Raw genomic sequence first — 26,545 nt, 5'->3', positions numbered from 1 at the left:
CGACATCCTGCAGCATCGCCTTGTCGAGGCTCAGATCAGCCACCAGCCGCTTGAGCTTGGCGTTCTCCTCCTCAAGCTGACGCAGCCGGCGCATCTCCGACGGCATCAGACCCGCGTACTTCTTGCGCCACGCATAGAACGTCGCCTCGCTGATCCCCGTTTTGCGGCACACCTCGCCGACGCTCGTCCCATCCTCCGCCTGCTTCAACACGAAGGCGATCTGCGCCTCCGAAAACTTCGACCTCTTCATCGCTCACTCCGCTTCCCTGGCCCTTCTCCATAACTGGAATTTTCCAGCTCAAAACGGCCCAAGAAACGGGCAGCAGGTCATTCTTTTCGTCAGGGTAGGCCTGCCGTGACGAAAAAGCGCGCTCCATTGGGGGAGGGGCCGCGCGGACGATGCTCATTGTAGTCGCGCCGCCACGCATCAGATTTTACCTGTGCGTCGTCCAAGCTCAAGAGCCAGTAGGCGTTGCGGCGTTCGGCCCGCACACGGCCGTTGAACGCCTCGGCGGGCGCATTGTCGTGGGCTTGCCGGGACGGCTGAAGCCCAGCACCACATCATGCTGGTAGGCCCATAAATCGAGATTGCTCGAGATGAGCTTGGGGCCGTTGTCCAGGCGAATGCGTTTGGGGCGGCCATGAACCGCAGCGATGCGGTCGAGCGTCCCGACCACGTCGGAACCCCGGTAGCTCGTCCCTACGTTCAGCGCGGATGACACGCGGGTGGTCGTCCCGCGGAGCCTGCCGGGATCGCTCATGAAGGCGAGCCGAGGGCTGCCGACGCCCGAGAAGCCTATCATTCCGGCCCGCCGTTTTCGTAACGGCGGGCCAAACGAGTTCATTTTGCGGGTGTCGCGGCCTTCGCGGGCAACTTGGCGAAATCGGCATCGAGCGCGGCAAGAACCTGATCCGTGATCTTGTCGCCCGTCGAGGGCTGGACGTTCTTGGCGTCCGGGCTAGCAGGCCGTTGAAAAAGGCGGTGGCGCGGCGGGCAGAGACATGATTCACTCGGCGTCGAGGTCGTCGAGAGGATTGAATGCGAGGCACGGACCAGCGCTCGGGAGAGCTGTTCTCCTATGTCGGCTTGGAGCAGAGAGTTCGCGCCGACCATCCGCTGCGAGCGATCAGATCGATTGTGAACGAGGCGTTGGAAACGCTGTCGGGCGAGTTTGCGGTGCTCTATTCCGGGATCGGTCGTCCATCGATTCCGCCCGAGATGCTTCTGCGCGCAATGCTGCTCCAGGCGTTTTATTCCGTGCGCTCGGAGCGGCAGTTGATGGAGCGGCTGGAGTTCGATCTCCTGTTCCGCTGGTTTGTCGGGCTTGGCGCCGATGAGCCGGCATGGGATCATTCGACCTTCTCGAAGAACCGGGATCGGCTGCTCGACGGCGACATTGCCGCGCGCTTCCTGTCTGCTGTGCTGGCGCGACCGCGGGTCCGCCGGCTGCTGTCGACCGAGCATTTCAGCGTCGACGGCACTCTGATCGACGCGTGGGCGAGCGTGAAGAGCTTTCGCCCGAAGGACGATCCGGGGCCACCCCATGACGACGGTGGCGGGAGCAAGACCTCGTCCAGCTTTCGCGGGGAGAAGCGCTCGAACGCGACGCATGCAAGCACCACAGATCCCGATGCCATGCTCTATCGGAAAGGGCCCGGTATGGAAGCCAGGCTCTGCTTCATCGGGCATGGTCTCATGGAGAACCGATCAGGTCTACTGGTCGATGCCAGGCTCACGCGCGTTTCCGGCCACGCCGAGCGTCTGGCGGCGCTCGAGATGATCGAGCCCTATGCCGACCGTCCTCGCGCCATCACGCTGGGCGCCGATCGCGGCTACGACGCTGCCGACTTCGTCGAGGAACTCCGCACGCTCAACGTGCGTCCGCATGTCGCGCAGAACGTCAGCGGGAGACGCTCGGCGATCGATCGACGCACCACACGCCACGCGAGCTATGCTGCCAGCCTGCGCATCCGCAAGCGCATCGAGGAGGCCTTCGGCTGGATCAAGATGATCGCCGGCTTGCGACGAACCAAGCTACGCGGGCTTGAGAAGGTCGACTGGTCGTTCACTTTCGCCGCTGCTGCATACAACCTGATCCGTCTGCCCAGGCTGCTTGGAGAAGCGGCATGAGCGTGGCAGGCAAATGGCGCATCGTCGCGATGCCGGGCTACCCTGACGATTATCCCGACCTGGTCGAGCCCGCCTATATCCTGTTCGAGAATGCGGGCGGAGGCGAGTTCGCCTTCGGCGCTTGCACCGGGAATATCTGGGAAGCCAGCAGCGCCAACGCGACGAGCATCGACTTTTCGTGGGACGGCAGCGACGAGATGGATGAGGTTTGCGGCGACGGAGACGCCGAGCTCCAGCCTGACGGCTCGCTCCGCGGCGACATTCGATACCGCAACGGCGATGAAATCCCCTTCATCGCTACAAAATGGCTTTCTTCAACGGCCTGCTAGAGGACGCGACCCGTACAGTGCGACGCTGGGTACGGTGTCGCTGGGCGACTGTGGGAATGTGCCGCAACGGGCTGAAAAAGGGTTAGCTTTCACTGCCACCCGCCTTTGTGGCAAGTCGGCATCAGGCGCGCGCGCCCCCAGCGCGCAGACGTTCACGAGCGACCGCAGCTTCTAGGGCCTGATCTATCGCGTTGCAGCGATCATCAAGTCAAAGCACATCCGTGCAGACTCTAGCCCAAGATGAGTAGCGCCAGTCCACAGATGAAGATAGCGCTACCGCTCGCGCAACAAAGGAGCGGGAAACCGCACTGGCATAAAGCAGGCTCCAACCGTTCCATACAACCTCTCCTGCCGCTCTTTTGAACGGTCGAGGATCATTTACCACCATAGCGGATCGGTGAAAACCCAATCCATCGCAGTATGGCAGAGTAAGGCCGTTTTGCTTACGACAAGTTCACTCGGTGGCAGGCTGCTCGCCGGCCCGGCGCGGCACAGTCTGTGGTCGCGCCGATGCCGCAGGCCGCTCAAAATTCCAGCCGTTGGATCGGATACGTCTTATCGCTCGGATATCTTGGTGTCGTGGCTCCACCTTAGGGGGCCTACGGGTATGCGGTAGACGCCACCAGTCCCTGACAGAAGGACGAGGGGGGTGGCATTCGGGTTGAGTCGTTGGAAAGCCTTCCCAACCAGTACCATACGGAGAAAGGGGTATTGTTTGGGGTATCGCCGGAAATTGCTGAAAAAGTCAGCTTTTTCTATGGCATAACACTCTCGATCGGGTTCCATCAGCAAATGGGACTGGACAACCGCCACCACCGTCCCGCTGCTCGCTCCTGCGGGGCTGATGCCGAACAACGGCACCAAGGCGAACCCCGCGTTGCAGGCGGATCTTCTGGGTGACTGGCGCGAGGAAGTGGTTTGGCGCACCGCCGACAATCGGGAACTGCGGATCTATGTCACGCCCTATCCGACCACGCATCGTTTGGTGACGCTGATGCAAGATCCGGTCTATCGCGCCGGGGTGGCCTGGCAGAACACGGCATATAACCAGCCGCCGCACCTCGGCTATTTTCCGGGCAGCCTGACCGCGTCCGGGACGGCGAAATAGTCCGACCGACACTACGCTCGCGAGGGGGAGTCCTACTGTACAACCCCATAATATGGAACGCGCACATATATTTCGGGACCGTATTGGCAAAACGACGCGCGCCGTCCTATGCTGGCGCGAACGCTAGAAGCGAGGAGAGGGCATGAGCATCGGAGTGGTCCTCGCCAGCATCGCCGCGCCGACCGCGGCACAGGCGCCGCTCACCGATTGGCGGATCGAGGCCGAATCGGCCGATGCGGAGATCACCGAACGCGGTGGTATCATCGACATCGACACGCCCAAGGGACTCACCTTGTGGTGGACGAAGCCGATCACCGCGCCGACGACGATTACCTTCGAGGCAATGGCGATCTCCGCTGGCGGCGCCAATGACTCGGTGAGCGACCTCAATGCCTTCTGGATGGCAACCAACAACGACGGATCGTCGGTGCTGTCCAAGCGGCGTTCGGGTGTGTTCGCCGCTTATGACGACCTGCGGGCGTATTATGTCGGAATCGGCGGCAACCGGAACACCACGACGCGGTTTCGCCGCTATATCGGCGTACCGGGCAACCGCCCGCTCCTGCCCGAACATGACAGAGCCGGACCCACCGACTTACTGGTTCCCAATCGCTGGACGCGCATCGCGCTGATCGCCGACGGTCACACGGTGGCGGTCGAACGGGACGGGCAACGGCTGTTCACGCTCGACGACGCCCGCCCGTACACACGCGGCCATTGGGGACTGCGCACCACGTGGAGCCACCTGCGCATCCGGCGTGTGTCTGTGACGCATCTTTGATGGAGACCGAGACATGCTGAATCGCCGCGAGACGCTCAAGGCGGCGCTGGGAAGTGCCGCTGCGGTACTGCCGGCCCGGTTAGGCGCGGCCCCGGTCGCGGCATTCCAGCCTGCGCCGGTGCGCTGGATCGATGGCGTGGCGCCGGTGATGCAGGCGGGGCAGACGTTCGGCGTCGCCTGGCCACGCGGTGCGATCAAGCGTGGCACCCTGCTGACCGTAACGACGCGCGACGGCAGGCCGGTGCCCTCGCAGTTCTGGATCACGGCTAGTTGGCCCGACGGCTCGATCAAGTGGAGCGCCCACGCTATCCCCGCCGACATCGCGCCGGATGGCCTGATTGTCACGCGCGGTCGCCCTGCGGTGCCGGCCCGGCCGGTCCGCGTCACCGAAAGCGCGGATGCTGTGACGATCACGGTCGGCGATCTGCAATGGCGCATCGGCACATCGGGCGCGGCGCTGGTACAGCAGGCGAGCATCTCCGGGCGGACGGTGCTCGGCCCGGTGACCCTCATCGGTGCCGCACGAACCGAGCCGCTGCACGGCGCGGACCTGCCGTTCACGGGGCAGATCGAGCGGGTCACCGTCGAGCAGAGCGGGCCAGTACGCGCCGTGGTGAAAATCGAAGGCGCGCATTACTCCGGGGAGCGACGCTGGTTGCCGTTCGTCGTCCGGCTCTATGCCTATGCTGGCTCCGCCGGGCTGCGGATCGTCCACAGCGTGGTGTTCGATGGTACCGCGTCAAAGGACTTTGTCTCGGCGCTGGGCGTACGGGCGAGCGTGCCGGTGAAGGACACCGCGTTCCATGACCGCCACGTGCGCTTCGCCACCGATGCGCAGGTCTTCGCCGAAGGCGTGCGCCCGTTGACCGGGCTGCGGCGTGATCCCGGACCGGCGTTCAAGGCGGCGCAGGTTGCCGGGCGCGCGGTGCCGCCGCTCGACACGATGGCCAAGGCGGTCCGCTCGACGCTCGAGCGTATACCCGCCTGGGGCGACTTCCGGCTCGAGCAGCCGACCGCCAACGGCTGGACGATCACCAAGCGAACCGCACCCGATTACGGCTGGATCGATGCCGATCAAGGGCGGCGGGCGCCGGGGCTCGCCTATGTCGGCTCGCCCCAGGGCGGAGCGGCGCTGGGCGTCCGCTATTTCTGGCAGCGGCATCCAAGCGCGCTCCATATCGATGGCGCGACCGGCGACGACGCCGCGCTGACGGCGTGGCTATGGTCGCCCGAGGCGCCGGCGATGGACATGCGGCCGTATCACGGGACGATGGGCATGGAGCGTTACGACGCGCAGAACGAAGGCCTGTCGGTCACCTATGAAGATTATGAGCCCGGCTGGGACGACGCGGCGGGGATCGCGCGTACCAGCGAGCTGATGCTCTGGGCGTTCCCGGCCACGCCCGACACCGCGATCCTTCAGGGGATGGCCAAGATGCAGGCCGAGCCGCCGCAACTGATGGTCGCGCCCGAGCAGCTCCATGCCGCGCAGGTGTTTGGCGACTGGGGCCTCCCCGATCGTTCGACGCCAAACCGCGCGGCGATCGAGAATCAATTGAGCAACCTCGTCGATTTCTACGCCGGCGAAGTCGATCGCCGCGCCTGGTATGGTTTCTGGAACCACGGCGATGTGATGCACACCTATGACAGCGATCGCCACCGCTGGCGCTACGACATCGGCGGGTTTGCGTGGGACAATAGCGAACTCTCGCCGGACTTGTGGCTATGGTATCAGGTGCTGCGCACCGGTGACGCCAAGACGTGGCGTTTCGCCGAGGCGATGACGCGCCATACCGGCGAGGTCGATGTCTATCACAGCGGCCGCTTCAAGGGGTTAGGCACGCGCCACGGCGTACAGCATTGGAGCGACAGTTCGAAACAGCCCCGCGTCAGCAACGCGAGCTATCGCCGACCGTTCTACTATCTCACCGCCGACGAGCGCGTGGGCGATCTGCTCCATGACCTGATCGCGTCCGACCAGACGCTCACCACGGTCGAAATCGGCCGCAAGGTGCCGAGCGCGGCGAAGAAACCCACGCTGCCGGCGGGCACGATCGAGATGACCTTCGGCACGACCTGGTGCCCGCTCGCCGCCGCGTGGCTCACCGAATGGGAGCGGACCGGCGATGTGCGGTGGCGGGATCGCGTGGTCGCAGGGCTGGACAGCATCGGGCGCCTACCCAACGGCTGGATGACCGGGAGCGCCCCCTTCGACATGGCAAGCGGACGCTTCATCGATCAGGGGCGCGGCATCCAGTTGTCGCATCTCAATGCCGTATTTGGCGCGGTGGAGGTGAGTGCGGAACTGATCGGCCTATTGGACGTGCCGCGCTACCGCGCCGCGTGGCTGGTGTATTGTCGGTGGTACAATGCGCCGCAGGCCGCCTACCTCGCCAAATTCGGGCCGCCCTTCGGCCCGCGCAACCTGCGCGAGGGGCATTCCCGGCTCACCGCGTATGCCGCGTTCGAGGACAAGGACACGACACTCGCCGCGCGCGCAGCGGACGAGTTTCTTTCCGGCGATGCCGGGCTCGGGACGTGGCCTTCGGATCCACGGCATCGTGTCGACGGGGTGCTTGAATGGCCGGGTGTTTCTACCAACGCCGCGGCACAATGGGGTTTGGCGGCGATCCAGAACCTCGCGCTGATCCCTGAAGCGTTGGATCGCGTGACGATCGTCGCCCCCGACGCACCGGGCCGGCGGCGGCAGGGCGACGCAGGCCGGGACTAGGCGAGCCCGCCGGCCCGAGCGGCCTATAGACCTTCAAGTATCGGATGGCAGTTGACCTGCTCCCCATTGTCAGGTCGCTGATACGTTAGCGTCGGTGTTCATCCGATGGTCATGGCAGGCCACCAGCAGCATGGCCGCCAGCGGAGATCCGTAATCTTCCCTAAAGACCATGCCGCGCCGATGCGGGAGTATCGCTCCCATCAACCTCCACTTTGCGGTGAGGCGTTGGGAACGGTGGCGCCATGAACGAACAGGTTTCTCTCGGGCGGCAAATTTCGGGAGAGGTTCCAGAAGGGCTCGTGGAGGCGCTCCGCCGCAATGCGGAAAACCTGCCGGACCCCGATCGCGCCGACGAGTTCGGCGCCTATTTCGATCGCTTCGCCGATGCGCGTGTGGTGCTGCTGGGCGAGGCGACGCATGGCACCTCCGAATTCTACCGCGCGCGTGCCGCGATCACGCGCCGAATGATCGAGCGCCACGGCTTCTCAATCATCGCGGTGGAGGCCGATTGGCCGGATGCGGCGCGCATCGACGACTATGTTCGCCATCAGGCGCCGCGTCCGAGGCTCGGCGATCCGTTCGTGCGCTTCCCGACCTGGATGTGGCGGAATGCCGAGGTTCTGGCGTTCGCGGACTGGCTGCGCGACCATAACGCCTCCCTTCCGGAGGGCGAGCGCGCCTCGTTCCATGGCCTCGACGTCTATAGCCTCGGCGAGTCGATTCACGCGGTCATCGCCTACCTGCAAGCCGTCGCGCCGGAGAGGGTGGCCGCGGCGCGCGCCCGCTACGCCTGCCTGACGCCGTGGCAGGAGGATCCGGCGGGCTATGGCCGCGCCGTGCTACACGGCGGCGACGCTTGCGAGGACGGCGCGGTAGCGCAACTGCGCGAGTTGCTCGATCGCCGGGTCGCGCTGCTGCAAGCGCCTGATGGAGAAGCGTGGTTCGACGCGGTGCAGAACGCGCGAATCGTGCGTGCCGCGGAGCGCTATTATCGCGCCATGTATCGCGGCGCCGCAGAAAGCTGGAATCTGCGTGACAGACACATGTTCGGCACCTTGCAGGCGCTGCTCGCGCATCGTGGCGACAACGCCAAGGCGGTGGTCTGGGCGCACAACAGCCATGTCGGTAACGCGGCCGCCACCGCCATGGGATGGGGAGGCGAATTCAACATCGGCGAGCTCTGCCGAATGGCGCACGGCGATGAGGCCATGCTCATCGGCTTCGGTACGGATACCGGCACAGTCGCGGCGGCGAGCGACTGGGGCGGCGCGATGGAGATCAAGATGGTGCGCCCGGCGCGCCGCGACAGCTACGAGCATGCGTTCCGCCAAACCGGCTTGTCGCGCACGCTGACCGACTGGCGCTCGAGCGACCGCAAACACCTCGCCGCGCTTCTGCGAGAACCGCTGCTTGAGCGCGCCATCGGCGTGATCTATCGGCCGGAAACGGAGCTCACGAGCCACTATTTCCGGGCGGTGCTCGCCGAGCAGTTCGACGCGTGGGTGTGGTTCGAGCAAACGACGGCGGTCACACCGCTCGGCCCCGAACGCCCGGCGGGCGCTCCCGAAACCTATCCCTTCGGGCTGTGAGAGCGATGGTCACGCTCCTCGGCGTCCGCCCCGTCGAGCCGGTCAGGCCGGACGGTTTGAACGGTCTGCTCGCCATCCCGCCGGACCCGAGCGGCATCGTGATTTTCGCGCACGGCAGCGGCAGCGGACGGCTCAGCCCGCGCAACAATCATGTCGCGGATGCGCTGCACGCCGCCGGCATGGCCACCTTGCTCCTCGACCTGCTGACACCTGAAGAGGAGCAGGACCGGGTGAACGTCTTCGACATCGCGCTGCTCGCCTCCCGACTTGTGGGAGCGGCGGACTGGGTGCGCGGCCTGCCTTCCACCTCCATGCTGCCGATCGGCTATTTCGGTGCGAGTACCGGCGCAGGAGCGGCGCTGCTCGCCGCCTCCGGGCCCGATCCGCGCATCCGCGCCATCGTGTCACGCGGCGGGCGGCCCGATCTCGCCGGCGCACGCGCGCTCGCCCGCGTTCAGGCGCCGACGATGCTGATCGTCGGCAGCCGGGATGTGCCGGTGATCGCGCTGAACGAGACCGCCATGGCGCATTTGAGGTGCGAGCATGAACTCGTGATCGTGCCCGGGGCGCACCACTTGTTCGAAGAGGCGGGAACGCTCGACACCGTTATCGGCCACGCGACGCGCTGGTTCGCGATGCATTTCCAGGAGGCATGAGATGGCCGGTGCGCCAGAGCCGCTGTTTAACGACCGGCGAGCGGCCGGTCGCCGCCTGGCGGCGGTGCTCGCCCGTTTTCGCGACGCCCGCCCGCTCGTGCTGGCGTTGCCGCGCGGGGGTGTGCCGGTGGCATATGAGGTCGCGCGCGCGCTCGGCGCGGACCTCGACCTGCTGATGGTGCGCAAGATCGGTGCTCCCGGCCATGAGGAGGTCGGGATCGGCGCGGTGATCGACGGCGCCGACCCGCAGCTCGTGCTCAACGAGGAGGCGGTGCGTGCGCTTGCTCCCACACCCGAATATCTCCGCGCGGAGATGCGCCGGCAGCTCGCGGAGATCGAGCGTCGCCGCCGGGTCTATCTGGGCGATCGGTCGCCCCGCCCGATGACCGGCCGCACCGTGATCGTGGTGGACGACGGGGTGGCGACAGGGGGAACGGTCGTGGCAGCACCGCGGGGCGTACGGAAGAACGAGCCGGACCGACTGGTGCTCGCCGTACCCGTGGCGCCGCGGGAAACCGTTCCGATGTTGCGCGCGGCGTGCGACGAGGTCGTCTGCTTGGCGACGCCGGAACCCTTCTACGCGGTGGGCCTGCACTATGCCGACTTCGAACAGACGAGCGACGAAGAGGTGGTGAGCCTGCTCGAACAGGCGGCGGCGACACACGACGCGGCCGAACCTGTGCCTCTCAAGTAGCAAGGAGCTGTTCGCGATGGAGCTGATGGAAACTATTCGACGCCGCCGAGCCGTACGCGAGTACACCGATGAGCCGGTGGGCGAGGACCAATTGCGTGCCTTGATCGGCGCAGCCGTGCAGGCACCGAGCGCAATGAACCAGCAATGCTGGTCTTTCTGCGTCGTGCGCGATGCGGCCCTGCTGGCCCAAATATCCGACGAGGCGAAGACGTACATGCTGCGCACGACGCCAGCCGGGCTCATCCCGCACCATTTGGAGGAGATGCTCGGTGCCGCGTCGTTCCACATCTTCTATCACGCGCCGGCCATGATCGTGATTTCCGCGACCATGGCAGGGGCTTGGGCGCCCATCGATTGCACGCTCGCGGCGGAAAATCTGATGCTCGCCGCCTGCGATGCTGGCCTGGGGAGCTGCTGGATCGGCTTCGCGCAAGGGTGGCTCGGCACGCCGGAGGGCAAGGCGGCGCTCGGCCTTCCGGACGACTATACGCCGATCGCGCCCATCATCGTCGGCCACCCCAAGGCCGAGCCGCCTGTTGTTCCGCGTGGAGATCCGGAAATTCGCTGGGCGTGAGATCGCTTGGCCGATCAGCGAGTGGGCCGCGCCGGCACCGCTGCGGCCCCGACGCCGATTTTCTCGCGGCGGATGCCGTGAGCCTTTCGCTCATCATCAGGCATCGTCTCGTCACGGCCGCACCGCTATCCGCGTATGTCCCGCACGCGCGGGCGGCGGCCGCGCCCAATCCCGGCTTGCATCGTCGCGTAAGCCGGGCGATCGCGCATCGGCAAGACAGTCTTGCGCGACGGGAACCGCGATGAAACGAACGGGTGCGAAGGCGACCTATGCCGCCCCTGCGATCGAGAAGGCGTTCGAGGTGCTCGAACTGCTCGTGCGCTGGCCAGAGGGTGCGCTGGTCAGCGAGATGGCGGCGGACCTCGGCCGCTCGGTCGGTGAATTGTTCCGCATCGTGGTGGTGATGGAGCAGCTCGGCTACCTGAAGAAGTCGCAGTCGACTGACCGCTACACGGTCACCTACAAGTTGCTCGATCTCGCGTTCCGCGCGACACCATCGCAGGATATCGTGCGCGCGGCGCTGCCGGAGATGCAGGTGCTGGCGATCGAGGCCGGGCAATCGTGCCATCTCGTCGTGCCGAACGGCGGCAGCGGCATGGTGGTCGCGCGGGAGGAACAGCCCGGCACGCGCGGCTTCGCGCTGAAGGTGGGCGCGCGGATCGACATTGTCCGGAGCTGCTCGGGGCAGGTGATCCTGGCGTTCTCGAACGATCAGCGCGGCGAACAGATCGTCCGCGCGGCGGAGAGTGAGCGCGGGATCGCGATCGACCGCGCCTGGCTGGCCGAGCGCAAGAGCGCGATCCGCGCGGCTGGCTTCGACCTACGAAAGAGCCCGATCACGCACGGCGTGACCGACATCAGCTTTCCCATCTTCGGCTTCGATCGCGAGATCGTCGCGGCGCTGACGATACCGTTTCTCGAACTGATCGACGGATCGCAGAAGGTCCATATCGATGCCGCGCGCGACCTGCTGCGGGCGGCGACGGCGCGGGTGTCGGACCGGCTCGGGTATCAGCCCGACGCGGGCTGAGGAACGCCGGCCCGCTCAGGTGCGATCCCGGTCAGGCGGCCGTCGCCAGCGCGTAGCGGCGGCAATGTTCGAGGTAGCCTGCCTCATGCCGGCCCGCGAGATCGACCACGCTTTCCCATAGCCAGGATGGCGCGTCGATCGTCGCGGTGCGGCTTCGGCTCAGCTCGGTTTGCCACGAGCGGCGATCCTCGGCGCCGAGCTGGCGCGCATGCGCCTTGCCGACCACGAAGGCGAGATAATGCGCGGCCTTGATCGCCTGCCCGGTGGTGAACTGATCGACTTCGAGCTTGAGATCCTGCGGCATCAGTTCGCGCACGAAAACCGACGTGTCGAGAATGTGCGCGGCGGCGATCCGCTCGCCCAGGTGCGGGGAGAGCGCGCGCGCTGCCGCGACAACGCGCTCGCCGGGGCAATCGGGCATGTTCGCGCCGGGCGCGGCGGGTGCGATCGGCGCGACGGCCTGTTTGATGTCGACGAGCGCGTGGGCACGATCACCCTCGGCATCGCGCAGTTCGACGATCGCGGCGATGCGCAGCAGGCCGAGCGAACTGCACCCCTTCATCCAATAGGCGGCATCGGCCATGCGGACGCGCTGGTCCCCCGCACGGTGGCGCAGCGCGAGCACCATCCGGGCGACCGCCGGTTCGTCGAACACGGCGGCGACCGCCCGCCGCTCGTCCTCGTCGAGCCGCCAGAAGCGTTTGCCGAGCGGGATCGACGGCTCGACATCGTCGAGGCGTTCCTTGGCGAGATGCCGCCAGCGTCGTCCGAGCGCGCGCCGGCGGACGGTGCGTACCGCGTCGGGCTCGGGGCCGGCATCGCCGCTGGCGGGATCGGCGAGCGCGGTTTCGTAGCCGAGCACCATCTGTTCGATCATGCGCGCGGTGGTGACGCCGGGCAGATCCGAGCCCCGCGCCGCCGTCGCCAGCGAAAGGCCGAGGCGGATGAGATCGTGCAGCGGGTTACCGATCACCGCCTGATCGAGATCGCGGATCTGGATTTCGACGTCGCCGGCGCCGTTCGCGATCGGGCCCAGGTTGCCGAGATGACAATCGCCGCAGATCCAGATCGGCGGGCCTTCCGGCAAGTGCCTGGCCACCGGGGATGCCGCCAGCCATTCGTAGAATTTCGCGGTGTTGCCGCGCACATAGGCATGTGCCGATCGCGCCATCTTCAACGTTCGTTTGGCTTCGAGAATCCCGCTTCGTTCGTCGCGGGTCGGATGGTCGCTCACGCATGGCTCCTTGCTGCAGCGTGCGAAACCGTTTGGAAACAAACCTTGGTTCCATGGCTTTGTCGCGATCCGGTGGGATCTCTCTCGCCGACTCCGCGATGCGGCGGTCCTTTCGTCGCCTCGCGTGACGTCCGTGAGGCTGGTACGCTTCAGGCGACGAGGGGGGGCCTGGTGCCAACCCGATCGGGGCTGATCGCCAGCGTGCGGGGGCACAGGGCGCGCAGCCTCGGGCGGTGTGTGACGAGGATCAGGCCCTGGCCGCTCCGATCGAGGCGGCTGTTCAGGCGGTCGGCGAGCAGCGCCTCGGTCGCGGTATCGAGGCCCTCGCTTGGCTCGTCGAGCAGCAGCCACGGCGCGGGAGCGCAATAGGCGCGGGCGAGCGCCAGGCGCCGTCGCTCGCCACCCGAGAGCCGCGCACCGTTCTCGCCGATCCAACTGTCGAGGCCGCGGTCGAGTGCGCGGACACGGTCGTCGAGGACGGCGTCATGGAGTGCGTCCCACAAGGCCGCGTCGTCCGCCTCGCCGCCCGCGAGCAGCAGGTTTTCGCGGATCGTGCCCGACAGGAGCATCGCGTCCTGCGGCAACCATGCGAAGCAGTGGCGGAGCGCGGGCAGGGGGATTGCGGTGACGTCGGCGCCGTCGAGGGTGATCGTTCCGGAAACGGCGGGGCGCAGGCCGATCAGCGTCTCGACGAGCATGGTCTTGCCGGCGCCGGATGGGCCGCTCAGCGCGAGCCGTTCGCCCGGCGCGATGCGGCACGGCGCGGGCTGGTGGAAGGCGAGGAGGGGCGCGTCCGACGGCTTGGCCGAGCCTTGCTCGCTGGGCGAATGCGCCAGTAGCATGTCAAGCCGCGCTTCCGCCTCGCGCATCTTGCCACGGTCGATCTGGCCGCGCAGCAGCGGCGCGGCGCCGTCGAGCGTCATCGCCGCGGCGAGCGCGGCGAGGGCGGCGATGTCCGCGCCCGACGCGGCTGAGAGCAGCGCCGCCGACGACGCCGCGAAGGCGATCGACAGCGCCTGGATCAGCTCGAACCAGCCAGCCACGTTCGCCTGCGCGCGCTGGGCGGCGGCGAGCGTGCGGCTGCGCGCGTCGATGCGATCGGCGGCCCAGCTTTCCAGCGCGAAGCAACGCAGTTCGGGCGCGGCTTCGCTCGCCTGCGCGAATTCGTCGCGCAGTGCGCCTGCGGCGATCTGGACCGCGCGGCCGGGTGCCTCGAGCCGGTGCGACAACGCGCGCGCGGCGAGCAGGAGTGCGGCCAGGCACGCGACGGTGGAAAGCGCGGCGAGTGCGCCGCCCAACACCGTGAGGCACAGTCCAGCCACGAGCGCCGCCGCGACGCTCCAGGGGGCGGAGAGGCGAACGAAGCGGGTCTCGATCGCATCGACATCGCCGATCATCCGCGCCGCGGCCTCGCCGGTCGTCAACGCCAGCGCCGTGCCGATGGGCGCGGCGGCGATCGCGCGGAACAGCGTGGGGCGGATGCGGGCGAGCGCGCCGAACGCGGCCTCGTGCGCGGCCAGCCGCTCACCATAGCGAGCGCCGGTGCGCACGATCGCAAGCAAGCGGATGCCCGCGCTCGGCAGCATGTAGTTGAACGCTTGCGCTGCGACCACGCCCGCCGCACCAGCGAAGGCGGCGGCCGTGATGAACCAGCCCGACAGGCCGAGCAGCACCACGGACGCCGCCGCGACGAGTGCCGCGTACAAGGCCGCGCGGCGCAGCAGCGGGCGCTGCGCGCGGCGTTCGGCGGCGATCAGCGTTTCGAGCGTCTGGCTCATGCGGCGTCTCCGAGGCGGACCACACGGTCCGCGATGGCGGCGAGCCGCTCGCTATGCGTGGCGATGATGACGGTGCGACCGGCGCGCGCCCGGTCGATGGTGGCGATCAGATCGGCCTCGGCCCGCGCGTCGAGATGCGCGGTCGGCTCGTCGAGGAGCAGGAGCGGCGCGGCTTTGAGCAGCGCGCGCGCGAGCGCGATGCGCCGTCGCTCGCCGCCCGACAGCCCGCCGCCGCGCGCGTCGATCGGACTGTCGAGCCCCTGTGGACGCTTCACCAGCATCGGGCCGAGACCGGCGGCATGGATCGCGGCGCTGATATCCGGCGCGCACGCCTCGGGCCGGGCGAGCAGCAGGTTGTCGCGGATCGACCCGGCGATGAGGAGCGGGTTCTGCCCGACCCAGGCGGCGAGGGCCGCCACGCCCCCGCTCCGCGCAAGATCGATGCCGCCCACCCGCACCGCGCCGTCGCTCAACGGCGCGAGCCCGAGCAGGAGGTGCAGCAGGCTACTCTTGCCGCTGCCCGACGGGCCGAGCAGCGCGAGCGTCTCGCCGGGTGCGATGTCGAGCGAGAAACGGCTGACGGCGGTCGTGTCCTCGCCGGGGTAGCGGATCGTGACCGCGTCGAACACGATGCCCGGCGCGGCGGGGGGTAAGGGCGCCGGTGCCGCCGGCGCTGGCCGCTCGCCTTCCAGTGCGGCGAGCCGGTCGGCGGCGGTCTCGGCGGCCTGCTTGTCGTGATAGGCGGCTGCGAGGCGGCGCATCGGCGCGTAAAATTCGGGCGCGAGCGCGAGCACGAACAGCGCGCGGCCGAGATCGAGCTGCTCCGGCACCGGGAAGGGCAGGAGGTGGAGCAGGTTGAACCCGCAATAGACCGCGACCAGCGCCACCGAGAGCGCGGCGAAGAATTCGAGCGCGCCCGAAGACACGAACGCGACGCGAAGAACGCGCATCGTGCGCCGGGCGAGCTCGTCCGCCGCCTGGCCGAGCGCATCGGACTCGCGCCGCTCGGCGCCGAAGGCGAGCACGATCGGCAAGGCGCGGACCCGGTCGGCGAAGCGGCCCGACAACCGGGACAGCGCGACGAACTGCTGGCGCGAGACGTCCGCCGCCGCGCCGCCCGCCAGCGCCATCACCAGAATGAACGGCACCAGAGTCGCGAACAGGATGCCGGCCGCGACCGGGCTGGCCAAGGCGGTGGCGGCAAGGATCAGGAACGGCGCGACCGCGGCCGCCTGCCGCGCGGGCAGGAAGCGCGCGACATAGCCGTCGATCGCATCGACCTCATCCACCGCCGCGCTCATCAGCGTGCCGGTGGTTGCGGCCGAACCGGGTGCGCGGTGGAGCGCCGTCTCGACGATCCGGCGGCGCAGGCGCAGCTTGCCCTGCTCCGCGCCGGCGGCGCCGACGCGGGTGGCGAGCATCGCGAACAGCCCGCGCGCGCCGCCCGAGAGCGCCATCAGCCCGGCCCACGGCAGCATCGCGCCGATCGAGGGCACCGCGCCCACCGCACCGGCCAGACCTGCGGCGAAACCGATCGCGGCGGCGGTGTCGAGCACCAGCAGGCTGGTCGATTCGCGTGTACGGCCGCCATCGGCGACGACGCCCTTCAACCATCGCGTACGGGCGCGGGCGAGGCCCGGATTGCTGGTGATCGCATTCATGGACTGTGTCCTCGCCCGATCGGCCGGCGCGGTCTTTGACTCCGGTCAATGTCGATGCGGGCGCCCGCTTCTACCCCGCTGGCAGCTTGGGGCCGAGCCTGGCCTCGTGGGGAGACTCAAATCATGGACCCGGGTGTTATCGACCTGTCGCGGCTGCAATTCGCGTTGACCGCGCTGTACCATTTTCTGTTCGTGCCGCTGACCCTGGGGCTGAGCTTCATGCTCGTCATCATGGAATCGGTCTATGTGATGACCAATCGGCCGATCTGGCGCGTCATCACGCGCTTCTGGGGGCGGCTGTTCGCGATCAACTTCGTGCTCGGCGTTTCGACCGGGCTGACGATGGAGTTCGAGTTCGGCACCAACTGGTCGTATTTCTCGCATTACGTCGGCGACATCTTTGGCGCACCGCTCGCGATCGAGGGGCTGATGGCGTTCTTCCTCGAAGCCACGATGGTCGGCGTGATGTTCTTCGGCTGGAACCGGCTGTCGAAGCTCGGCCATCTGATCGTCACCTTCCTGGTCGCGCTCGGCACCAACCTGTCGGCGCTCTGGATCCTGATCGCCAACGGCTGGATGCAGAATCCGGTCGGCGCGCAGTTCAACCCCGAGACCATGCGCATGGAAGTCTCGCAGTTCGGGCAGGTGCTGTTCAACCCGATCGCGCAGGCCAAGTTCGTCCACACCGTCAGCGCGGGCTATGTCTGCGCATCGGTGTTCGTGCTGGGCATTTCCGCTTTCTACCTGCTGAAAGGCAAGTATCGCGGCGTTGCCAAACGCTCGATGGCGGTGGCCGCCGCCTTCGGGCTGCTGTCCTCGCTGTCGGTGGTCGTGCTCGGCGACGAGAGCGGCTATGCGCTGACCGACAACCAGAAGATGAAGCTCGCCGCGATCGAGGCGGCATGGCACACCGCGCCGGCCCCGGCCGGTATCACGCTGATCGGCCTGCCCGATACGACCGCGCGCACCACGCGCTATTCGGTCGAGGTGCCGTGGGTGCTCGGCCTGATTGCGACCCGCAGCCTCGACAAAGAGGTTACGGGCATGTCCGAACTCGTGCTCAAGGCGCAGGAGCGGATCACCTCGGGCGTGATCGCCTATGACGCGGTCCAGAAGCTCAAGGCCGATCCGGCCAATCTGGCCGAGCGGGCGCGGTTCGAGGCGCACAAGCGCGATCTCGGCTACGCGCTGCTCTTGAAGGCGCATGTCGCCGATCCGCGTACGGCGAGTCCTGAGTTGATCGCCAAGACGGCGTGGGATGTCGTTCCCAACGTGCCGCTGATGTTCTGGAGCTTCAGGATCATGGCGTTCATCGGCTTCTACATGATCGCGCTGTTCGCCACCGCGTTCGTGCTGGCGAGCCTGCGGCGGCACGACAGCACGCGCTGGTTCCTGCGACTGGCGCTGTTCTCGCTGCCGCTGCCGTGGGTGGCGATCGAGCTTGGTTGGATCCTGGCTGAGATCGGCCGTCAGCCCTGGGCGATCGAGGGCGTGTTGCCGACCTTCCTCGCCGCATCCTCGCTTTCGCGCGGGGCGCTGTGGACGACGATCTTCGGGTTCACCGCGATCTACGGCGTGCTGGCGGTCATCGAGGTGCGGCTGATCCTCTCCTCGATCAGACATGGGCCGTTCGAGCATCACGAAGACCCGCAGCCGCAACCCGGCCCGCTTCCCGCAACCCCGCTGGTCGCTTGAAAGGGACATAGACCATGTTCGATTATGAAACCCTGCGCCTGATCTGGTGGGTGCTGATGGGGGTGCTGCTGATCGGCTTCGCGCTGACCGACGGCTATGATCTCGGGGTGGCGGCGCTGCTGCCCTGGGTCGCCAGGACCGACGCCGAGCGGCGGATGGTCATCAATACCGTCGGCCCGAACTGGGAAGGCAATTTCGTCTGGTTCATCACCGGCGGCGGTGCGATCTTCGCCGCCTGGCCGTTCGTCTATGCGGTGAGCTTCTCGGGCTTCTACCTGGCGATGTTCCTGGTGCTGGCCGCGCTGATCCTCCGCCCGGTCGGGTTCAAATACCGATCGAAGCGCGCGGACCGTGTGTGGCGGACGCGGTGGGACTATGCGCTGTTCGTCGGTGGCTTGGTGCCCGCGCTGGTGTTCGGGGTCGCGGTGGGCAACGTGCTGTCGGGCGCGCCGTTCCGGCTCGATAGCGATCTGCGGTCCTTCTATGACGGTGGTTTGCTGGGCCTGTTCACGCCGTTCACCCTGCTGTGCGGGCTGCTGTCGGTGGCGATGCTGGTGCTGCACGGCGCGACCTGGCTGACCTTCAAGGTCGAGCATGGCCCCGTCCACGACCGTGTGCGCGGCTATGGCTGCATCGCCGCGGTGGCGGCGGTGGTGTTGTTCGCGCTGGGCGGAGCCTATGTCGCGTTCGGCGACATCGGCTATCACATGGTGAGCGCCGCCGATCCGCTCGGCCAGTCCAACCCGCTGCGCACCACCACCGAGCATGCCGCCGGGGCGTGGCTCGGCAATTACCGACTGTATCCGTGGATGCTGATCGCGCCGGTGCTCGGCTTCGCGGGGACGGTGCTGGCGTTCGTCGGCATCACCAACGGCTGGGAGAAGACCTCATTCGGCGGCTCGGCGCTGGCCGCGACCGGGATCATCTCGACGGTCGGGCTGTCGATGTTCCCGTACATCCTGCCGTCGAGCATCGATCCGCATTCGAGCCTGACGGTATGGAACGCCTCCTCGACCGCGCGGACGCTCGGCATCATGGTGTTCGTGACGGTGGTCTTCCTGCCGATCGTGCTCGCCTACACGAGCTGGGCGTTCAAGGTGATGTGGGGCCGCGTCACCAGCGAGGACGTCCGTACCAATCCGGATTTCTACTGACCGCGAAAGGATCGAACGATGTGGTATTTCACCTGGGTGCTGGGCCTCGGCCTGGCGGTGGTGTTCGGCGTTCTCAACGGGATCTGGCACGAATTCTCGCTGCCGATCGAGGATGACGAGGACGCGGTGACCAATCCGTAATGACAAGGGGCCGGCGCCGCGAGGTGCCGGCCCTTTCTCGTATACGCATATGTCCCTATGGCGAGACAAACAGCGTGCGGTGCAGTATAGGGGCACCATGCTTGTCACCGACATCTGCGCCGATTGTGCCGTGCGGGACCAGTCGCTTTGCGGCAGCCTGACCGACTCGGAACTGACCGCGCTCAACACGCTCGGCCGGCGCCAGAGCGTCGCGCGCGGCGACACGGTGATCTGGGCCGGCGACGAGAGCATCGTCTGCGCCAATCTACTGGCGGGCGTGCTCAAGCTCAGCGCGTCGACTGCCGACGGGCGCGAACAGACCGTCGGCCTGCTCTATCCTGCCGATTTCGTCGGGCGGCCCTATGCCGACCGATCGGACTTCACGGTGACCGCGCTGACCGATGCCGAGTTGTGCGTCTTTCCGCGCAAATCCTTTGAACAGGTACTGGAGGATCACGTCCGCATGGAGCGGATGCTGCTCCAGCGCACCTTCTCCGCGCTGGAGGAGGCGCGGGGACGGATGCTGATGCTCGCGCGCAAATCGGCGGAGGAGAAGATCGCGGGCTTCCTGCTCGGCATGGCGGATCGCGCCGGCAGCGGAGGGTGTCGCGCCACCGCGTCCGGCCCCGTGACGTTCGATCTGCCGTTGACGCGCGGGCAGATCGCGGACGTGCTGGGGCTGACGATCGAGACGGTGAGCCGGCAGTTGACCAAGCTGAAGGCGGCGGGGCTGATAGCACTGCCGGGCGCGCGCGGGGTCACGATCCGCGATCGGGCCGCATTGCAGGCGCGGGCCGAGCCGGCCTGAGCGGACTCAGGCGGCGGCGAGCCGTTCGGTGAGCAACGCGCGCGCCTCGCGCGTCAGTCGCGAGCCGGCGAGCGCGAGGATCGCCAGTTCCTCGAACGCCATCGCGGCGCGGCAGCCTTCGAAGAAGCAGCGCAGCATGTAGCCGAGCGCCTCCGCGCAGATCGTGCGGTGTCCGGGCGCGGTGGCATCCAGCGCTGCGACCAGATCCTGCGCGAGCACCGTGCAGGCGACATGGCGCATGTGGATCTGGTCGAGCAGCGCGTGACACAGGGGGGCGGACCGGGTGCGCGCGAACATGGCGGCGAGCAACTGGTCCTCCCGCTCGATATGATCGAGGATACGCGATTGAAGCGCGGCGCAGAGATCGTCGATCTCGGCTAGCGTGGGGCGATCGGGAAGCTGGTCGGCGCAGGCCTCGAGCCGCGCGCACAGCCGCTCGGTGGCGGCATGATCCGCGACCAGCCCGACGAGATCGATCTCGTCGATCACATGCCAGCGGCCCACGAAAGGGAAGGGGCTCGCGGCGAAGGTGTCAGGGTCTTGCATGCGGGCTCTCCTCGCCTGCCCGTGTCGGCGTTTGGCCGGCGCACGGCGTTGACCGGGGTCAAAGCCGTGCGCGCGGTGGTCAAAGCCGGAGGCCGAGGCCGATGCCGAAGACGAGCGGATCGACGTTGACCTTCACCTGATTGAGCGCGCCGCCGGTGTGGAGCCGGGCCGTGGTGTCCATATCGATGTATTTGATGTCGAGGTTGGCGAAGACCTTGCGCGTGATGTTGACATCGACGCCGGCCTGAAGCGCATAGCCGAAGCTGTCGTTGAGGTGGACCTTGGTATCGCCGATCGCGGCGTTGAGCGCGCCGCTCGCCTTTGACGAATAGAAGATCGTGTAATTCACGCCCGCGCCGACATAGGGCCGCACCTTGGCGTGCGGATCGGCGAAATGATATTGCAGCGTCAGCGTCGGCGGCAGCACCCATGTGCCCGCGAGCTTGTCGATGCCGGAGAGCGCGGCGCGGCCCTGCACGTCATGCTTGGTGGTCGCGAGGATCAGCTCGGTGCCGATGTGGTCGGTCAGCATATAGGTGAAATCGACTTCGGGCGCGTAGCTGTCGGTCACGCCGACGCGGCCGCCCGGGAAGGACGGCTGGACGCCGCCGGATTTCTCGTTGGGCGACACCATGATGGCGCGGACGCGCATCAGCACGTCGCCCTTCTCCTGAGCCTGGGCGGGCATCGCGGCGCAAGCCGCAGCGGTGAGCACGAGGGCGGTGATGATACGCATTTTGGTTCCCCATCTGATTGGTGGGGCGGAGCTAGAACCGGGGCGGGGCGGCAACATTGATCCAGCGCAAATCGCCGGGCCGCCGAATTTGACCGGGATCAAGGATGGTCACGCGGCGTGCTGCGACCAGAGCGCATGCACCGCTACATCCCAGATCTCGCGAGCCGGTCCGTCCCGCGCTACACTAGCTATCCCACCGCGGCGGAGTTTCACGACCGCGTCGGGGCCTTGGATCAGGCCGCCGCGCTGGATGGCGTCGCAGCCGGAACGCCGGTGTCGCTTTATGTCCACATCCCCTATTGCCATGAGATCTGCTGGTATTGCGGGTGCAACACCGGCGCGGTCGGGCGGCCCGAGCGGATGGCCGCGTATCTGGGCGCGCTCGACCGGGAGATCGACGCAGTTGCGGCGCGGTTGCGCGGGCGGGTCGTCGCGGTGCATTTCGGCGGCGGCAGCCCCAACGCCATGCCCGCGGGGGACTTCATCGCGCTGACTGACCGGTTGCGTGCGCGCTTCGACTGCGCCGACCGCCTGGAGATCGCCGCCGAGCTCGATCCGCGCACGCTCGATGCCGCATATTGCGACGCTTTGGCGGCGGCGGGTGTCACGCGGGTCAGCCTCGGCGCGCAGACCTTCGCGCGGAACATTCAGGAGAAGATCAACCGCGTGCAGCCGTATGCGATGGTGGCGCGCGCGGTCGCCGATCTGCGCGCGGCGGGGATCGCGGCGGTGAACCTCGATCTGATGTATGGCCTGCCCGGGCAGGGCGCCGACGACCTGGCCGAGACGCTGGACCTCGCGCTCGATCTCACGCCCGACCGGATCGCGATGTTCGGATATGCGCATATGCCGCGCCTGCTGCCGCGCCAGCGGATGATCGATGATGCGCTGCTCCCCGACGCCGCCGCGCGTTTCGCACAGAGTGCGCTGGCGCATGATGTGCTCGTCGGGGCCGGCTACGCGGCGATCGGATTCGACCATTTCGCGAGGGCGACCGACAGTCTCGCGGTCGCGGGGGCGGAGGGGCGGTTGCGGCGCAATTTCCAGGGTTTCACCGATGAGCCCGGCGAGGCGATCATCGGTTTGGGCGCATCGTCGATCAGCCAATATCCGGGGCTGCTGGTGCAGAACGAGAAGCACGTCGGCCGGTATCGGCTGCGTGCCGCCAATGGCGGGCTGGCCGGCGCGCGCGGGATCGTGCGGTCCGCCGACGACCGGCTGCGCGGCGCGATCATCGAGCGGCTGCTGTGCGACGGCACCGTCGATCTGTCCGAGCTCGCGCGCGCGCACGGCGCGTGCCTCGGGCCGCTACATGGCGCGCTGGCGCGGCTGGGCGACCTCGCCGCGCGGGATCTGGTGCGCGTCCGGGGCTGGCGGGTGACAGTGCCGGAACAGGGGCGCGCCTATGCCCGCCTCGTCGCCGCCGCGTTCGACGTCTATCGTCAGCCCGACGCGCTGCGCTTCAGCCGGGCGGTGTGAGTCAGATTTCGACGATCGCCTTGATGACGCCGGCGTCCGGTGCCATCCAGCGCTCGATCACGCCTGGCAGATCGGCGAGCGGCGCGCTGTGCGTGTGCATCGCCGCAGTCGGCACGCGGCCCTCACGGATCAGCGCGATCACCGCCGCGAAATCATCGAGCGTGGCGTTACGGCTGCCGAGCAGGGTGGTCTCACGCTTATGGAATTCGGGGTCGTTGAAGGTGATGTCGGCCGCGACGATCGATACCAGCACATAGCGGCCGCCGTGCGCGACATAGCCGAAGCCCTTCTCCATCGCCTTGGCGTTGCCGGTCGCGTCGAACACCGCATCGAAGAACGCGCCGCCGCTGATTTCGGCGAGCCGGGTCGGGGTATCAGCGTCCAGCGGCACCGCCGCCCTCGCGCCGAGCCGCTCGACGCAAAAGCCCGCGCGGGCGGCGTTGCCGTCGAGCACGGTGACATCGGCGCCCTTAAGGCCCGCGAACAAAGCGACCGCCATGCCGATCGGTCCCGCGCCGACCACCAGCACGCGCTCGCCCGCCGCCAGCGCCGCGCGGCGGACGGCGTGATAGCCGATCGCGAGGAACTCGACCATCGCCGCCTGATCGAGCGTGAGCCCGCTCGCGTCGAGCAGATAGCGCGGATCGATCGCGAGCAGTTCGGCGAGTCCGCCGTCGCAGTGGACGCCGAGCACCTGGATGTTGACGCAGCAATTGGTCTTGCCCTTGGCGCAGGCGACGCAATGCCCGCAGAACAGATAGGGCATGATGCACACCGGCGTGCCGGGGGCGAAGCCGCTGGCCGCATCGGTTTGTTCGACCACTCCCGCCAGTTCGTGCCCCATCACGCGCGGATAGCTGAGATACGGCTGGGTACCGCGGAAGATGTGATAATCGGTGCCGCAGACGCCGACGCGGCGGATGCGGACCAGCACCTCGCCGGGTGCGGGCACCGGCGTGTCGCGGGTTTCGAGGGCGAGGGTACCGGGTTCGCAGCAGGTTACGACGTGCATCAATCAATCACCAGAGTTTGACGGGAGCGGGCGGCGCAGCGCGCCGAGGGCGAAAGCGGCGATCGCCACGAAGGCGGCGGCGGGCACCAGCATGGCGGTCGCGATCGAGCTGTGGTCCGAGGTCCAGCCCATCAGCGCGGTGAGCGCCGCGCCACCGATGATCGCCATGATGATGAGCGAGGCGCCGGCACGGCGCAGCGGCCCCAGACCCTCGACGCCGAGCGCGAAGATGGTCGGAAACTGGATCGACATGAAGAAGCTCGCCGCGACCAGCGCATAGAGGCCGATCCGTCCGCCTGCCAGCGCGGCGGTGGCGGCGAGCGCGCACGAGATGAGCGAGAACCCGAGCAGCAGCGCCGCCGGCCGCACCCGGCCCATCAGCGCGGTGCCCGAAAAGCGGCCGATCGCGAACAGGACGAGCGACGCGAACAACATGTCCGCCGCGGCGCGCTCGCCGATGCTCGGCACGTTCGCCTCGGCATAGCGGATCGTGAAGCTCCACAACCCGACCTGCGCGCCGACATAGCAGAATTGCGCGAACACCGCCGCCAGCAGCCACGGTTTGCCGAACACGGCAGAGAAGGGCGGGCGGGGCGCGGCGCTGGCGATCTCGCGATCGCCTTCGGGGAAGCGGACGACGATCGCGGCGACCGCGAAGGCGAGCACGACCAGCGCGATGACGAGGTACGGCGTCTGCACCGCCTGCACCTCGGCGCGGTAATAGCCGATCCGCTGCGCGGCCGACATGCCGGCAAGCGTCGCCTCGTCGTGGCGGATGCCCGACAGGATGAAATTGCGGCCGACGAGAATGCCGGTGATCGCGCCGATCGGGTTGGCCGCTTGCGCCCAATTGAGACGGCGCGCGGCTGTGGTCGCGTCTCCTAATTCGGTCATCAGCGGGTTGGCCGACGTTTCCAGAAAGGCGAGCCCCGAGGCGATGACGAACAGCGCGAGCAGAAACAGACCATATTGGCTCGATGCGGCGGCCGGATAGAAGAGCAAGGCGCCGACGGCGTAGAGCACCAGCCCGGTGACGATCCCGGCCTTGTAGCCGCGCGCGCGCAGCAGCAGCGAGGCCGGAATCGCGAACAGGAAATAGCCGAGATAGAAGACCTGCTGAACGAAGCTGGTCGCGAAATCGGTGAGGACGAACGCCTTCTTGAACTGCGCGATCAGGATATCGTTGAGGTTGTTGGCCATCCCCCAGAGGAAGAACAGGCAGACGGTGATCGTGATCGCCGCAGCGTAGCGCCCGCCCGCGCGCGGCGCCTGTTCGCGCCCTGTCGGGATTTCCTCCATCGCCAGCATCGTCTCTCCTCTCGCGCTTGGGTCAGCGGCGTTTCACGCCGTCGTATCGGGTTGGAAGCGGTATCGCGCGAGCGTTTCCGGCTTCATTTCGATCGAGAAACCGGGCCGCGTCGGCGGCAGGTACGCCGCGTCGCGGATCACGCAGGGATCGAGGAAATGTTCGTGGAGATGGTCGACATATTCGATCACGCGGCCCTCGCGCGTGCCCGAAACCGCCACATAGTCGATCATCGCGAGATGCTGGACATATTCGCACAGGCCGACGCCGCCCGCATGGGGGCAGACCGGGAGGCCGTATTTCGCGGCCATCAGCAGCACCGCGAGGATTTCATTGACGCCGCCGATCCGGCACGCGTCGATCTGAACGACGTCGATCGCGCCGGCCATGATGAACTGTTTGAACAGAATGCGGTTCTGGCACATCTCGCCAGTGGCGACCTTGATGTCGCCGATGCCGCGCCGGATCACGGCGTGGCCGAGTACGTCGTCGGGGCTGGTCGGTTCCTCGATGAACCACGGTTTGGCGAAGGCGAGCGCGCGCACCCATTCGATCGCCTGATCCACCTCCCATACCTGGTTGGCGTCGATCATAAGCTTGGCGTCGGGGCCGATCGCCTCGCGCGCGATGCCCAGACGGCGGATGTCGTCGTCGAGATTGGCGCCCACCTTCAGCTTCAGGTGACGGAAGCCCGCCGCGACGGCTTCCTCGGCGAGCCGCCGCAGCTTCTCGTCCGAATAGCCGAGCCAGCCCGCCGAGGTGGTGTAGCAGGGATAGCCCTCCGCCTCGAGCGTGGCGATGCGATCCGCCTTGCCCGGCTCCGCCGCGCGCAGCAACGCGAGCGCCTCGTCCGGCGTGATGCAATCGGTGAGGTACCGGAAATCGACCGCGCGAACGATCTCCTCGGGGGACATATCGGCGATCAACCGCCACACGGGCTTGCCCGCCGCCTTCGCCCACAGATCCCACACCGCGTTGACCACCGCGCCGGTGGCGAGGTGGATCGCGCCTTTGTCCGGGCCGATCCAGCGCAACTGGCTGTCAGAGGTCATGTGCCGCCAGAAGCGCCCCGCGTCGGCGGCGATCCAATCGAGATCGAGCCCGACGATAAGGTCACGCAGCGCCGCGATCGCGGCGACGCAGACTTCGTTGCCGCGCCCGATCGTGAAGGTGAGGCCGTGGCCGGCGATACCCGCCGTGTCGGTATCGAGGATCACATAGGCGGCGGAATAATCGGGATCGGGGTTCATCGCGTCCGATCCGTCGAGCGACGCGCTCGTCGGAAATCGCAGATCGAGCGTCGTGAGGCCGGTGATGCGCGTCATGCGCGAGTGCCTGCCGTCTCGATGCAATAACTGGATTTCATATTTGA

The 26,545-nt window shown here is 67.4% G+C and carries 27 protein-coding genes and 1 pseudogene; 15 read left to right on the top strand and 13 right to left on the bottom strand.

The window, feature by feature from the left end:
* The 4 genes from BLS81_RS12370 to BLS81_RS20785 form a co-directional block, all read right to left on the bottom strand.
* On the bottom strand, positions 1-250 hold a 250-nt coding region (locus BLS81_RS12370), incomplete at its 3' end, for a transposase (protein WP_143023356.1).
* An 89-nt stretch (positions 251-339) separates the two neighbouring features.
* Entirely contained in the window at positions 340-492 is a 153-nt protein-coding gene (locus tag BLS81_RS21290) for an integrase core domain-containing protein (protein ID WP_093224234.1), read from the bottom strand.
* On the bottom strand, positions 456-761 hold the full coding sequence (locus BLS81_RS21285; RefSeq protein WP_176787150.1) for a hypothetical protein: 306 nt from the start codon (positions 759-761) through the stop codon (positions 456-458). Before BLS81_RS21285 ends, BLS81_RS21290 begins: the two co-directional genes overlap by 37 nt.
* 80 nt (positions 762-841) lie before the next feature.
* Positions 842-1,114 carry a hypothetical protein gene (locus tag BLS81_RS20785; protein ID WP_176787128.1) on the bottom strand — a complete coding sequence of 91 codons (273 nt, stop codon included), beginning with the start codon at positions 1,112-1,114 and terminating at the stop codon, positions 842-844.
* Between BLS81_RS20785 and BLS81_RS12360 the strand changes: the two genes are divergently transcribed.
* The 5 genes and pseudogenes from BLS81_RS12360 to BLS81_RS12340 all read left to right on the top strand — a co-directional run bounded on the left by BLS81_RS12360 (position 1,040) and on the right by BLS81_RS12340 (position 7,080).
* Positions 1,040-2,131, top strand: coding sequence for an IS5 family transposase (locus BLS81_RS12360; protein WP_093224232.1), 1,092 nt, complete (start codon positions 1,040-1,042; stop codon positions 2,129-2,131). The two genes, BLS81_RS20785 and BLS81_RS12360, sit on opposite strands and share 75 nt — an antisense overlap.
* Complete coding sequence (locus BLS81_RS12355) at positions 2,128-2,460, top strand: hypothetical protein (protein WP_093224231.1); 333 nt, start codon at positions 2,128-2,130, stop codon at positions 2,458-2,460. Before BLS81_RS12360 ends, BLS81_RS12355 begins: the two co-directional genes overlap by 4 nt.
* A 781-nt stretch (positions 2,461-3,241) precedes the next feature.
* A pseudogene (locus tag BLS81_RS12350) lies at positions 3,242-3,568 on the top strand (hypothetical protein); the annotation flags it as partial.
* A gap of 142 nt (positions 3,569-3,710) precedes the next feature.
* Positions 3,711-4,349 (top strand): DUF6250 domain-containing protein, encoded by a 639-nt coding sequence (locus BLS81_RS12345; protein WP_093224229.1) that lies wholly within the window; start codon positions 3,711-3,713, stop codon positions 4,347-4,349.
* A 13-nt stretch (positions 4,350-4,362) separates the two neighbouring features.
* Positions 4,363-7,080, top strand: coding sequence for an exo-rhamnogalacturonan lyase family protein (locus tag BLS81_RS12340; RefSeq protein ID WP_093224228.1), 2,718 nt, complete (start codon positions 4,363-4,365; stop codon positions 7,078-7,080).
* 200 nt (positions 7,081-7,280) lie between these two features.
* Here the strand turns inward: BLS81_RS12340 and BLS81_RS21115 are convergent, their stop codons facing one another.
* The gene (locus tag BLS81_RS21115) at positions 7,281-7,559 is read right to left on the bottom strand and encodes a hypothetical protein (RefSeq protein ID WP_256326216.1); all 279 of its coding nucleotides are present in this window, start codon (positions 7,557-7,559) and stop codon (positions 7,281-7,283) included.
* Here BLS81_RS21115 and BLS81_RS12335 point away from each other — a divergent pair.
* The 5 genes from BLS81_RS12335 to BLS81_RS12315 all read left to right on the top strand — a co-directional run bounded on the left by BLS81_RS12335 (position 7,545) and on the right by BLS81_RS12315 (position 11,623).
* On the top strand, positions 7,545-8,669 hold the full coding sequence (locus BLS81_RS12335) for an erythromycin esterase family protein (RefSeq protein WP_256326215.1): 1,125 nt from the start codon (positions 7,545-7,547) through the stop codon (positions 8,667-8,669). The genes BLS81_RS21115 and BLS81_RS12335 overlap by 15 nt on opposite strands.
* 5 nt (positions 8,670-8,674) lie before the next feature.
* Positions 8,675-9,325, top strand: a complete 651-nt coding sequence (locus BLS81_RS12330; protein ID WP_093224225.1) for a dienelactone hydrolase family protein — start codon at positions 8,675-8,677, stop codon at positions 9,323-9,325.
* A gap of 1 nt (position 9,326) precedes the next feature.
* Entirely contained in the window at positions 9,327-10,019 is a 693-nt protein-coding gene (locus BLS81_RS12325; RefSeq protein ID WP_093224223.1) for a phosphoribosyltransferase, read from the top strand.
* A gap of 16 nt (positions 10,020-10,035) precedes the next feature.
* Entirely contained in the window at positions 10,036-10,593 is a 558-nt protein-coding gene (locus BLS81_RS12320) for a nitroreductase family protein (RefSeq protein WP_093224222.1), read from the top strand.
* A 241-nt stretch (positions 10,594-10,834) separates the two neighbouring features.
* Positions 10,835-11,623: an IclR family transcriptional regulator gene (locus BLS81_RS12315; RefSeq protein WP_093224221.1), complete on the top strand. Its 789-nt coding sequence runs from the start codon at positions 10,835-10,837 to the stop codon at positions 11,621-11,623.
* Between the two features lie 31 nt (positions 11,624-11,654).
* On the opposite strand, the gene BLS81_RS12310 is transcribed toward BLS81_RS12315, so the two are convergent.
* The 3 genes from BLS81_RS12310 to cydD all read right to left on the bottom strand — a co-directional run bounded on the left by BLS81_RS12310 (position 11,655) and on the right by cydD (position 16,296).
* On the bottom strand, positions 11,655-12,794 hold the full coding sequence (locus tag BLS81_RS12310; protein ID WP_093224302.1) for a DUF2252 family protein: 1,140 nt from the start codon (positions 12,792-12,794) through the stop codon (positions 11,655-11,657).
* Positions 12,795-13,006: 212 nt separating this feature from the next.
* Positions 13,007-14,635, bottom strand: a complete 1,629-nt coding sequence (locus BLS81_RS12305) for an amino acid ABC transporter ATP-binding/permease protein (RefSeq protein ID WP_093224220.1) — start codon at positions 14,633-14,635, stop codon at positions 13,007-13,009.
* Complete coding sequence (gene cydD / locus BLS81_RS12300; RefSeq protein ID WP_093224218.1) at positions 14,632-16,296, bottom strand: thiol reductant ABC exporter subunit CydD; 1,665 nt, start codon at positions 16,294-16,296, stop codon at positions 14,632-14,634. Before cydD ends, BLS81_RS12305 begins: the two co-directional genes overlap by 4 nt.
* A gap of 123 nt (positions 16,297-16,419) precedes the next feature.
* Here cydD and BLS81_RS12295 point away from each other — a divergent pair, with 123 nt between their 5' ends.
* From BLS81_RS12295 to BLS81_RS12280, 4 genes are all read left to right on the top strand, one after another.
* Positions 16,420-17,991 (top strand): cytochrome ubiquinol oxidase subunit I, encoded by a 1,572-nt coding sequence (locus BLS81_RS12295; protein ID WP_093224217.1) that lies wholly within the window; start codon positions 16,420-16,422, stop codon positions 17,989-17,991.
* Between the two features lie 14 nt (positions 17,992-18,005).
* Positions 18,006-19,145: a cytochrome d ubiquinol oxidase subunit II gene (gene cydB / locus BLS81_RS12290; RefSeq protein ID WP_093224215.1), complete on the top strand. Its 1,140-nt coding sequence runs from the start codon at positions 18,006-18,008 to the stop codon at positions 19,143-19,145.
* 18 nt (positions 19,146-19,163) lie between these two features.
* The gene (gene cydX / locus BLS81_RS12285) at positions 19,164-19,286 is read left to right on the top strand and encodes a cytochrome bd-I oxidase subunit CydX (RefSeq protein ID WP_093224214.1); all 123 of its coding nucleotides are present in this window, start codon (positions 19,164-19,166) and stop codon (positions 19,284-19,286) included.
* 97 nt (positions 19,287-19,383) lie between these two features.
* A complete protein-coding gene (locus BLS81_RS12280; protein ID WP_093224212.1) occupies positions 19,384-20,094 on the top strand; it encodes a Crp/Fnr family transcriptional regulator in 711 nt (236 codons plus the stop codon).
* Between the two features lie 6 nt (positions 20,095-20,100).
* Here BLS81_RS12280 and BLS81_RS12275 read toward each other — a convergent pair whose 3' ends face one another.
* Positions 20,101-20,640 carry a hemerythrin domain-containing protein gene (locus BLS81_RS12275; RefSeq protein WP_093224211.1) on the bottom strand — a complete coding sequence of 180 codons (540 nt, stop codon included), beginning with the start codon at positions 20,638-20,640 and terminating at the stop codon, positions 20,101-20,103.
* Positions 20,641-20,719: 79 nt separating this feature from the next.
* On the bottom strand, positions 20,720-21,376 hold the full coding sequence (locus BLS81_RS12270) for an OmpW/AlkL family protein (RefSeq protein WP_093224209.1): 657 nt from the start codon (positions 21,374-21,376) through the stop codon (positions 20,720-20,722).
* Positions 21,377-21,511: 135 nt separating this feature from the next.
* Here BLS81_RS12270 and hemN point away from each other — a divergent pair, with 135 nt between their 5' ends.
* On the top strand, positions 21,512-22,855 hold the full coding sequence (gene hemN / locus BLS81_RS12265; protein ID WP_093224208.1) for an oxygen-independent coproporphyrinogen III oxidase: 1,344 nt from the start codon (positions 21,512-21,514) through the stop codon (positions 22,853-22,855).
* A gap of 1 nt (position 22,856) precedes the next feature.
* Here hemN and BLS81_RS12260 read toward each other — a convergent pair whose 3' ends face one another.
* Genes BLS81_RS12260 through BLS81_RS12250 form a run of 3 tightly spaced genes read right to left on the bottom strand, consistent with a single transcriptional unit; the run spans position 22,857 to position 26,498 of the window.
* Complete coding sequence (locus BLS81_RS12260) at positions 22,857-23,867, bottom strand: zinc-binding alcohol dehydrogenase family protein (RefSeq protein ID WP_093224301.1); 1,011 nt, start codon at positions 23,865-23,867, stop codon at positions 22,857-22,859.
* Positions 23,868-23,870: 3 nt separating this feature from the next.
* Positions 23,871-25,175, bottom strand: a complete 1,305-nt coding sequence (gene fucP / locus BLS81_RS12255; RefSeq protein ID WP_371128279.1) for an L-fucose:H+ symporter permease — start codon at positions 25,173-25,175, stop codon at positions 23,871-23,873.
* Positions 25,176-25,208: 33 nt separating this feature from the next.
* Positions 25,209-26,498: an L-fuconate dehydratase gene (locus tag BLS81_RS12250; RefSeq protein ID WP_093224205.1), complete on the bottom strand. Its 1,290-nt coding sequence runs from the start codon at positions 26,496-26,498 to the stop codon at positions 25,209-25,211.
* Positions 26,499-26,545: the final 47 nt, after the last annotated feature.

Source organism: Sphingomonas sp. NFR15 (genome assembly GCF_900103265.1).
In the GTDB taxonomy this organism is placed as follows: domain Bacteria; phylum Pseudomonadota; class Alphaproteobacteria; order Sphingomonadales; family Sphingomonadaceae; genus Sphingomonas; species Sphingomonas pollutisoli.
The sequence above is the reverse complement of the archived record's forward strand: the minus strand, read 5'-3'. Positions and strand labels throughout refer to the sequence as shown.

What these genes read in the sequence shown, in the direction of transcription:
- BLS81_RS12335 (WP_256326215.1), top strand. Translation starts at nt 7,545, where the DNA reads ATGATCGAGCGCCACGGCTTCTCAATCATCGCGGTGGAGGCCGATTGG.
- BLS81_RS12330 (WP_093224225.1), top strand. Translation starts at nt 8,675, where the DNA reads ATGGTCACGCTCCTCGGCGTCCGCCCCGTCGAGCCGGTCAGGCCGGAC.
- cydD (WP_093224218.1), bottom strand. Translation starts at nt 16,296, where the DNA reads ATGAATGCGATCACCAGCAATCCGGGCCTCGCCCGCGCCCGTACGCGA.
- hemN (WP_093224208.1), top strand. Translation starts at nt 21,512, where the DNA reads ATGCACCGCTACATCCCAGATCTCGCGAGCCGGTCCGTCCCGCGCTAC.
- BLS81_RS12320 (WP_093224222.1), top strand. Translation starts at nt 10,036, where the DNA reads ATGGAGCTGATGGAAACTATTCGACGCCGCCGAGCCGTACGCGAGTAC.
- BLS81_RS12325 (WP_093224223.1), top strand. Translation starts at nt 9,327, where the DNA reads ATGGCCGGTGCGCCAGAGCCGCTGTTTAACGACCGGCGAGCGGCCGGT.
- BLS81_RS12295 (WP_093224217.1), top strand. Translation starts at nt 16,420, where the DNA reads ATGGACCCGGGTGTTATCGACCTGTCGCGGCTGCAATTCGCGTTGACC.
- BLS81_RS12315 (WP_093224221.1), top strand. Translation starts at nt 10,835, where the DNA reads ATGAAACGAACGGGTGCGAAGGCGACCTATGCCGCCCCTGCGATCGAG.
- BLS81_RS12275 (WP_093224211.1), bottom strand. Translation starts at nt 20,640, where the DNA reads ATGCAAGACCCTGACACCTTCGCCGCGAGCCCCTTCCCTTTCGTGGGC.
- BLS81_RS21285 (WP_176787150.1), bottom strand. Translation starts at nt 761, where the DNA reads ATGAGCGATCCCGGCAGGCTCCGCGGGACGACCACCCGCGTGTCATCC.
- BLS81_RS12345 (WP_093224229.1), top strand. Translation starts at nt 3,711, where the DNA reads ATGAGCATCGGAGTGGTCCTCGCCAGCATCGCCGCGCCGACCGCGGCA.
- BLS81_RS12250 (WP_093224205.1), bottom strand. Translation starts at nt 26,498, where the DNA reads ATGACGCGCATCACCGGCCTCACGACGCTCGATCTGCGATTTCCGACG.
- cydB (WP_093224215.1), top strand. Translation starts at nt 18,006, where the DNA reads ATGTTCGATTATGAAACCCTGCGCCTGATCTGGTGGGTGCTGATGGGG.
- BLS81_RS20785 (WP_176787128.1), bottom strand. Translation starts at nt 1,114, where the DNA reads ATGGTCGGCGCGAACTCTCTGCTCCAAGCCGACATAGGAGAACAGCTC.
- BLS81_RS12270 (WP_093224209.1), bottom strand. Translation starts at nt 21,376, where the DNA reads ATGCGTATCATCACCGCCCTCGTGCTCACCGCTGCGGCTTGCGCCGCG.
- fucP (WP_371128279.1), bottom strand. Translation starts at nt 25,175, where the DNA reads ATGCTGGCGATGGAGGAAATCCCGACAGGGCGCGAACAGGCGCCGCGC.
- BLS81_RS12260 (WP_093224301.1), bottom strand. Translation starts at nt 23,867, where the DNA reads ATGCACGTCGTAACCTGCTGCGAACCCGGTACCCTCGCCCTCGAAACC.
- BLS81_RS12305 (WP_093224220.1), bottom strand. Translation starts at nt 14,635, where the DNA reads ATGAGCCAGACGCTCGAAACGCTGATCGCCGCCGAACGCCGCGCGCAG.
- BLS81_RS12360 (WP_093224232.1), top strand. Translation starts at nt 1,040, where the DNA reads ATGCGAGGCACGGACCAGCGCTCGGGAGAGCTGTTCTCCTATGTCGGC.
- cydX (WP_093224214.1), top strand. Translation starts at nt 19,164, where the DNA reads ATGTGGTATTTCACCTGGGTGCTGGGCCTCGGCCTGGCGGTGGTGTTC.
- BLS81_RS12280 (WP_093224212.1), top strand. Translation starts at nt 19,384, where the DNA reads ATGCTTGTCACCGACATCTGCGCCGATTGTGCCGTGCGGGACCAGTCG.
- BLS81_RS12355 (WP_093224231.1), top strand. Translation starts at nt 2,128, where the DNA reads ATGAGCGTGGCAGGCAAATGGCGCATCGTCGCGATGCCGGGCTACCCT.
- BLS81_RS12310 (WP_093224302.1), bottom strand. Translation starts at nt 12,794, where the DNA reads ATGGCGCGATCGGCACATGCCTATGTGCGCGGCAACACCGCGAAATTC.
- BLS81_RS12340 (WP_093224228.1), top strand. Translation starts at nt 4,363, where the DNA reads ATGCTGAATCGCCGCGAGACGCTCAAGGCGGCGCTGGGAAGTGCCGCT.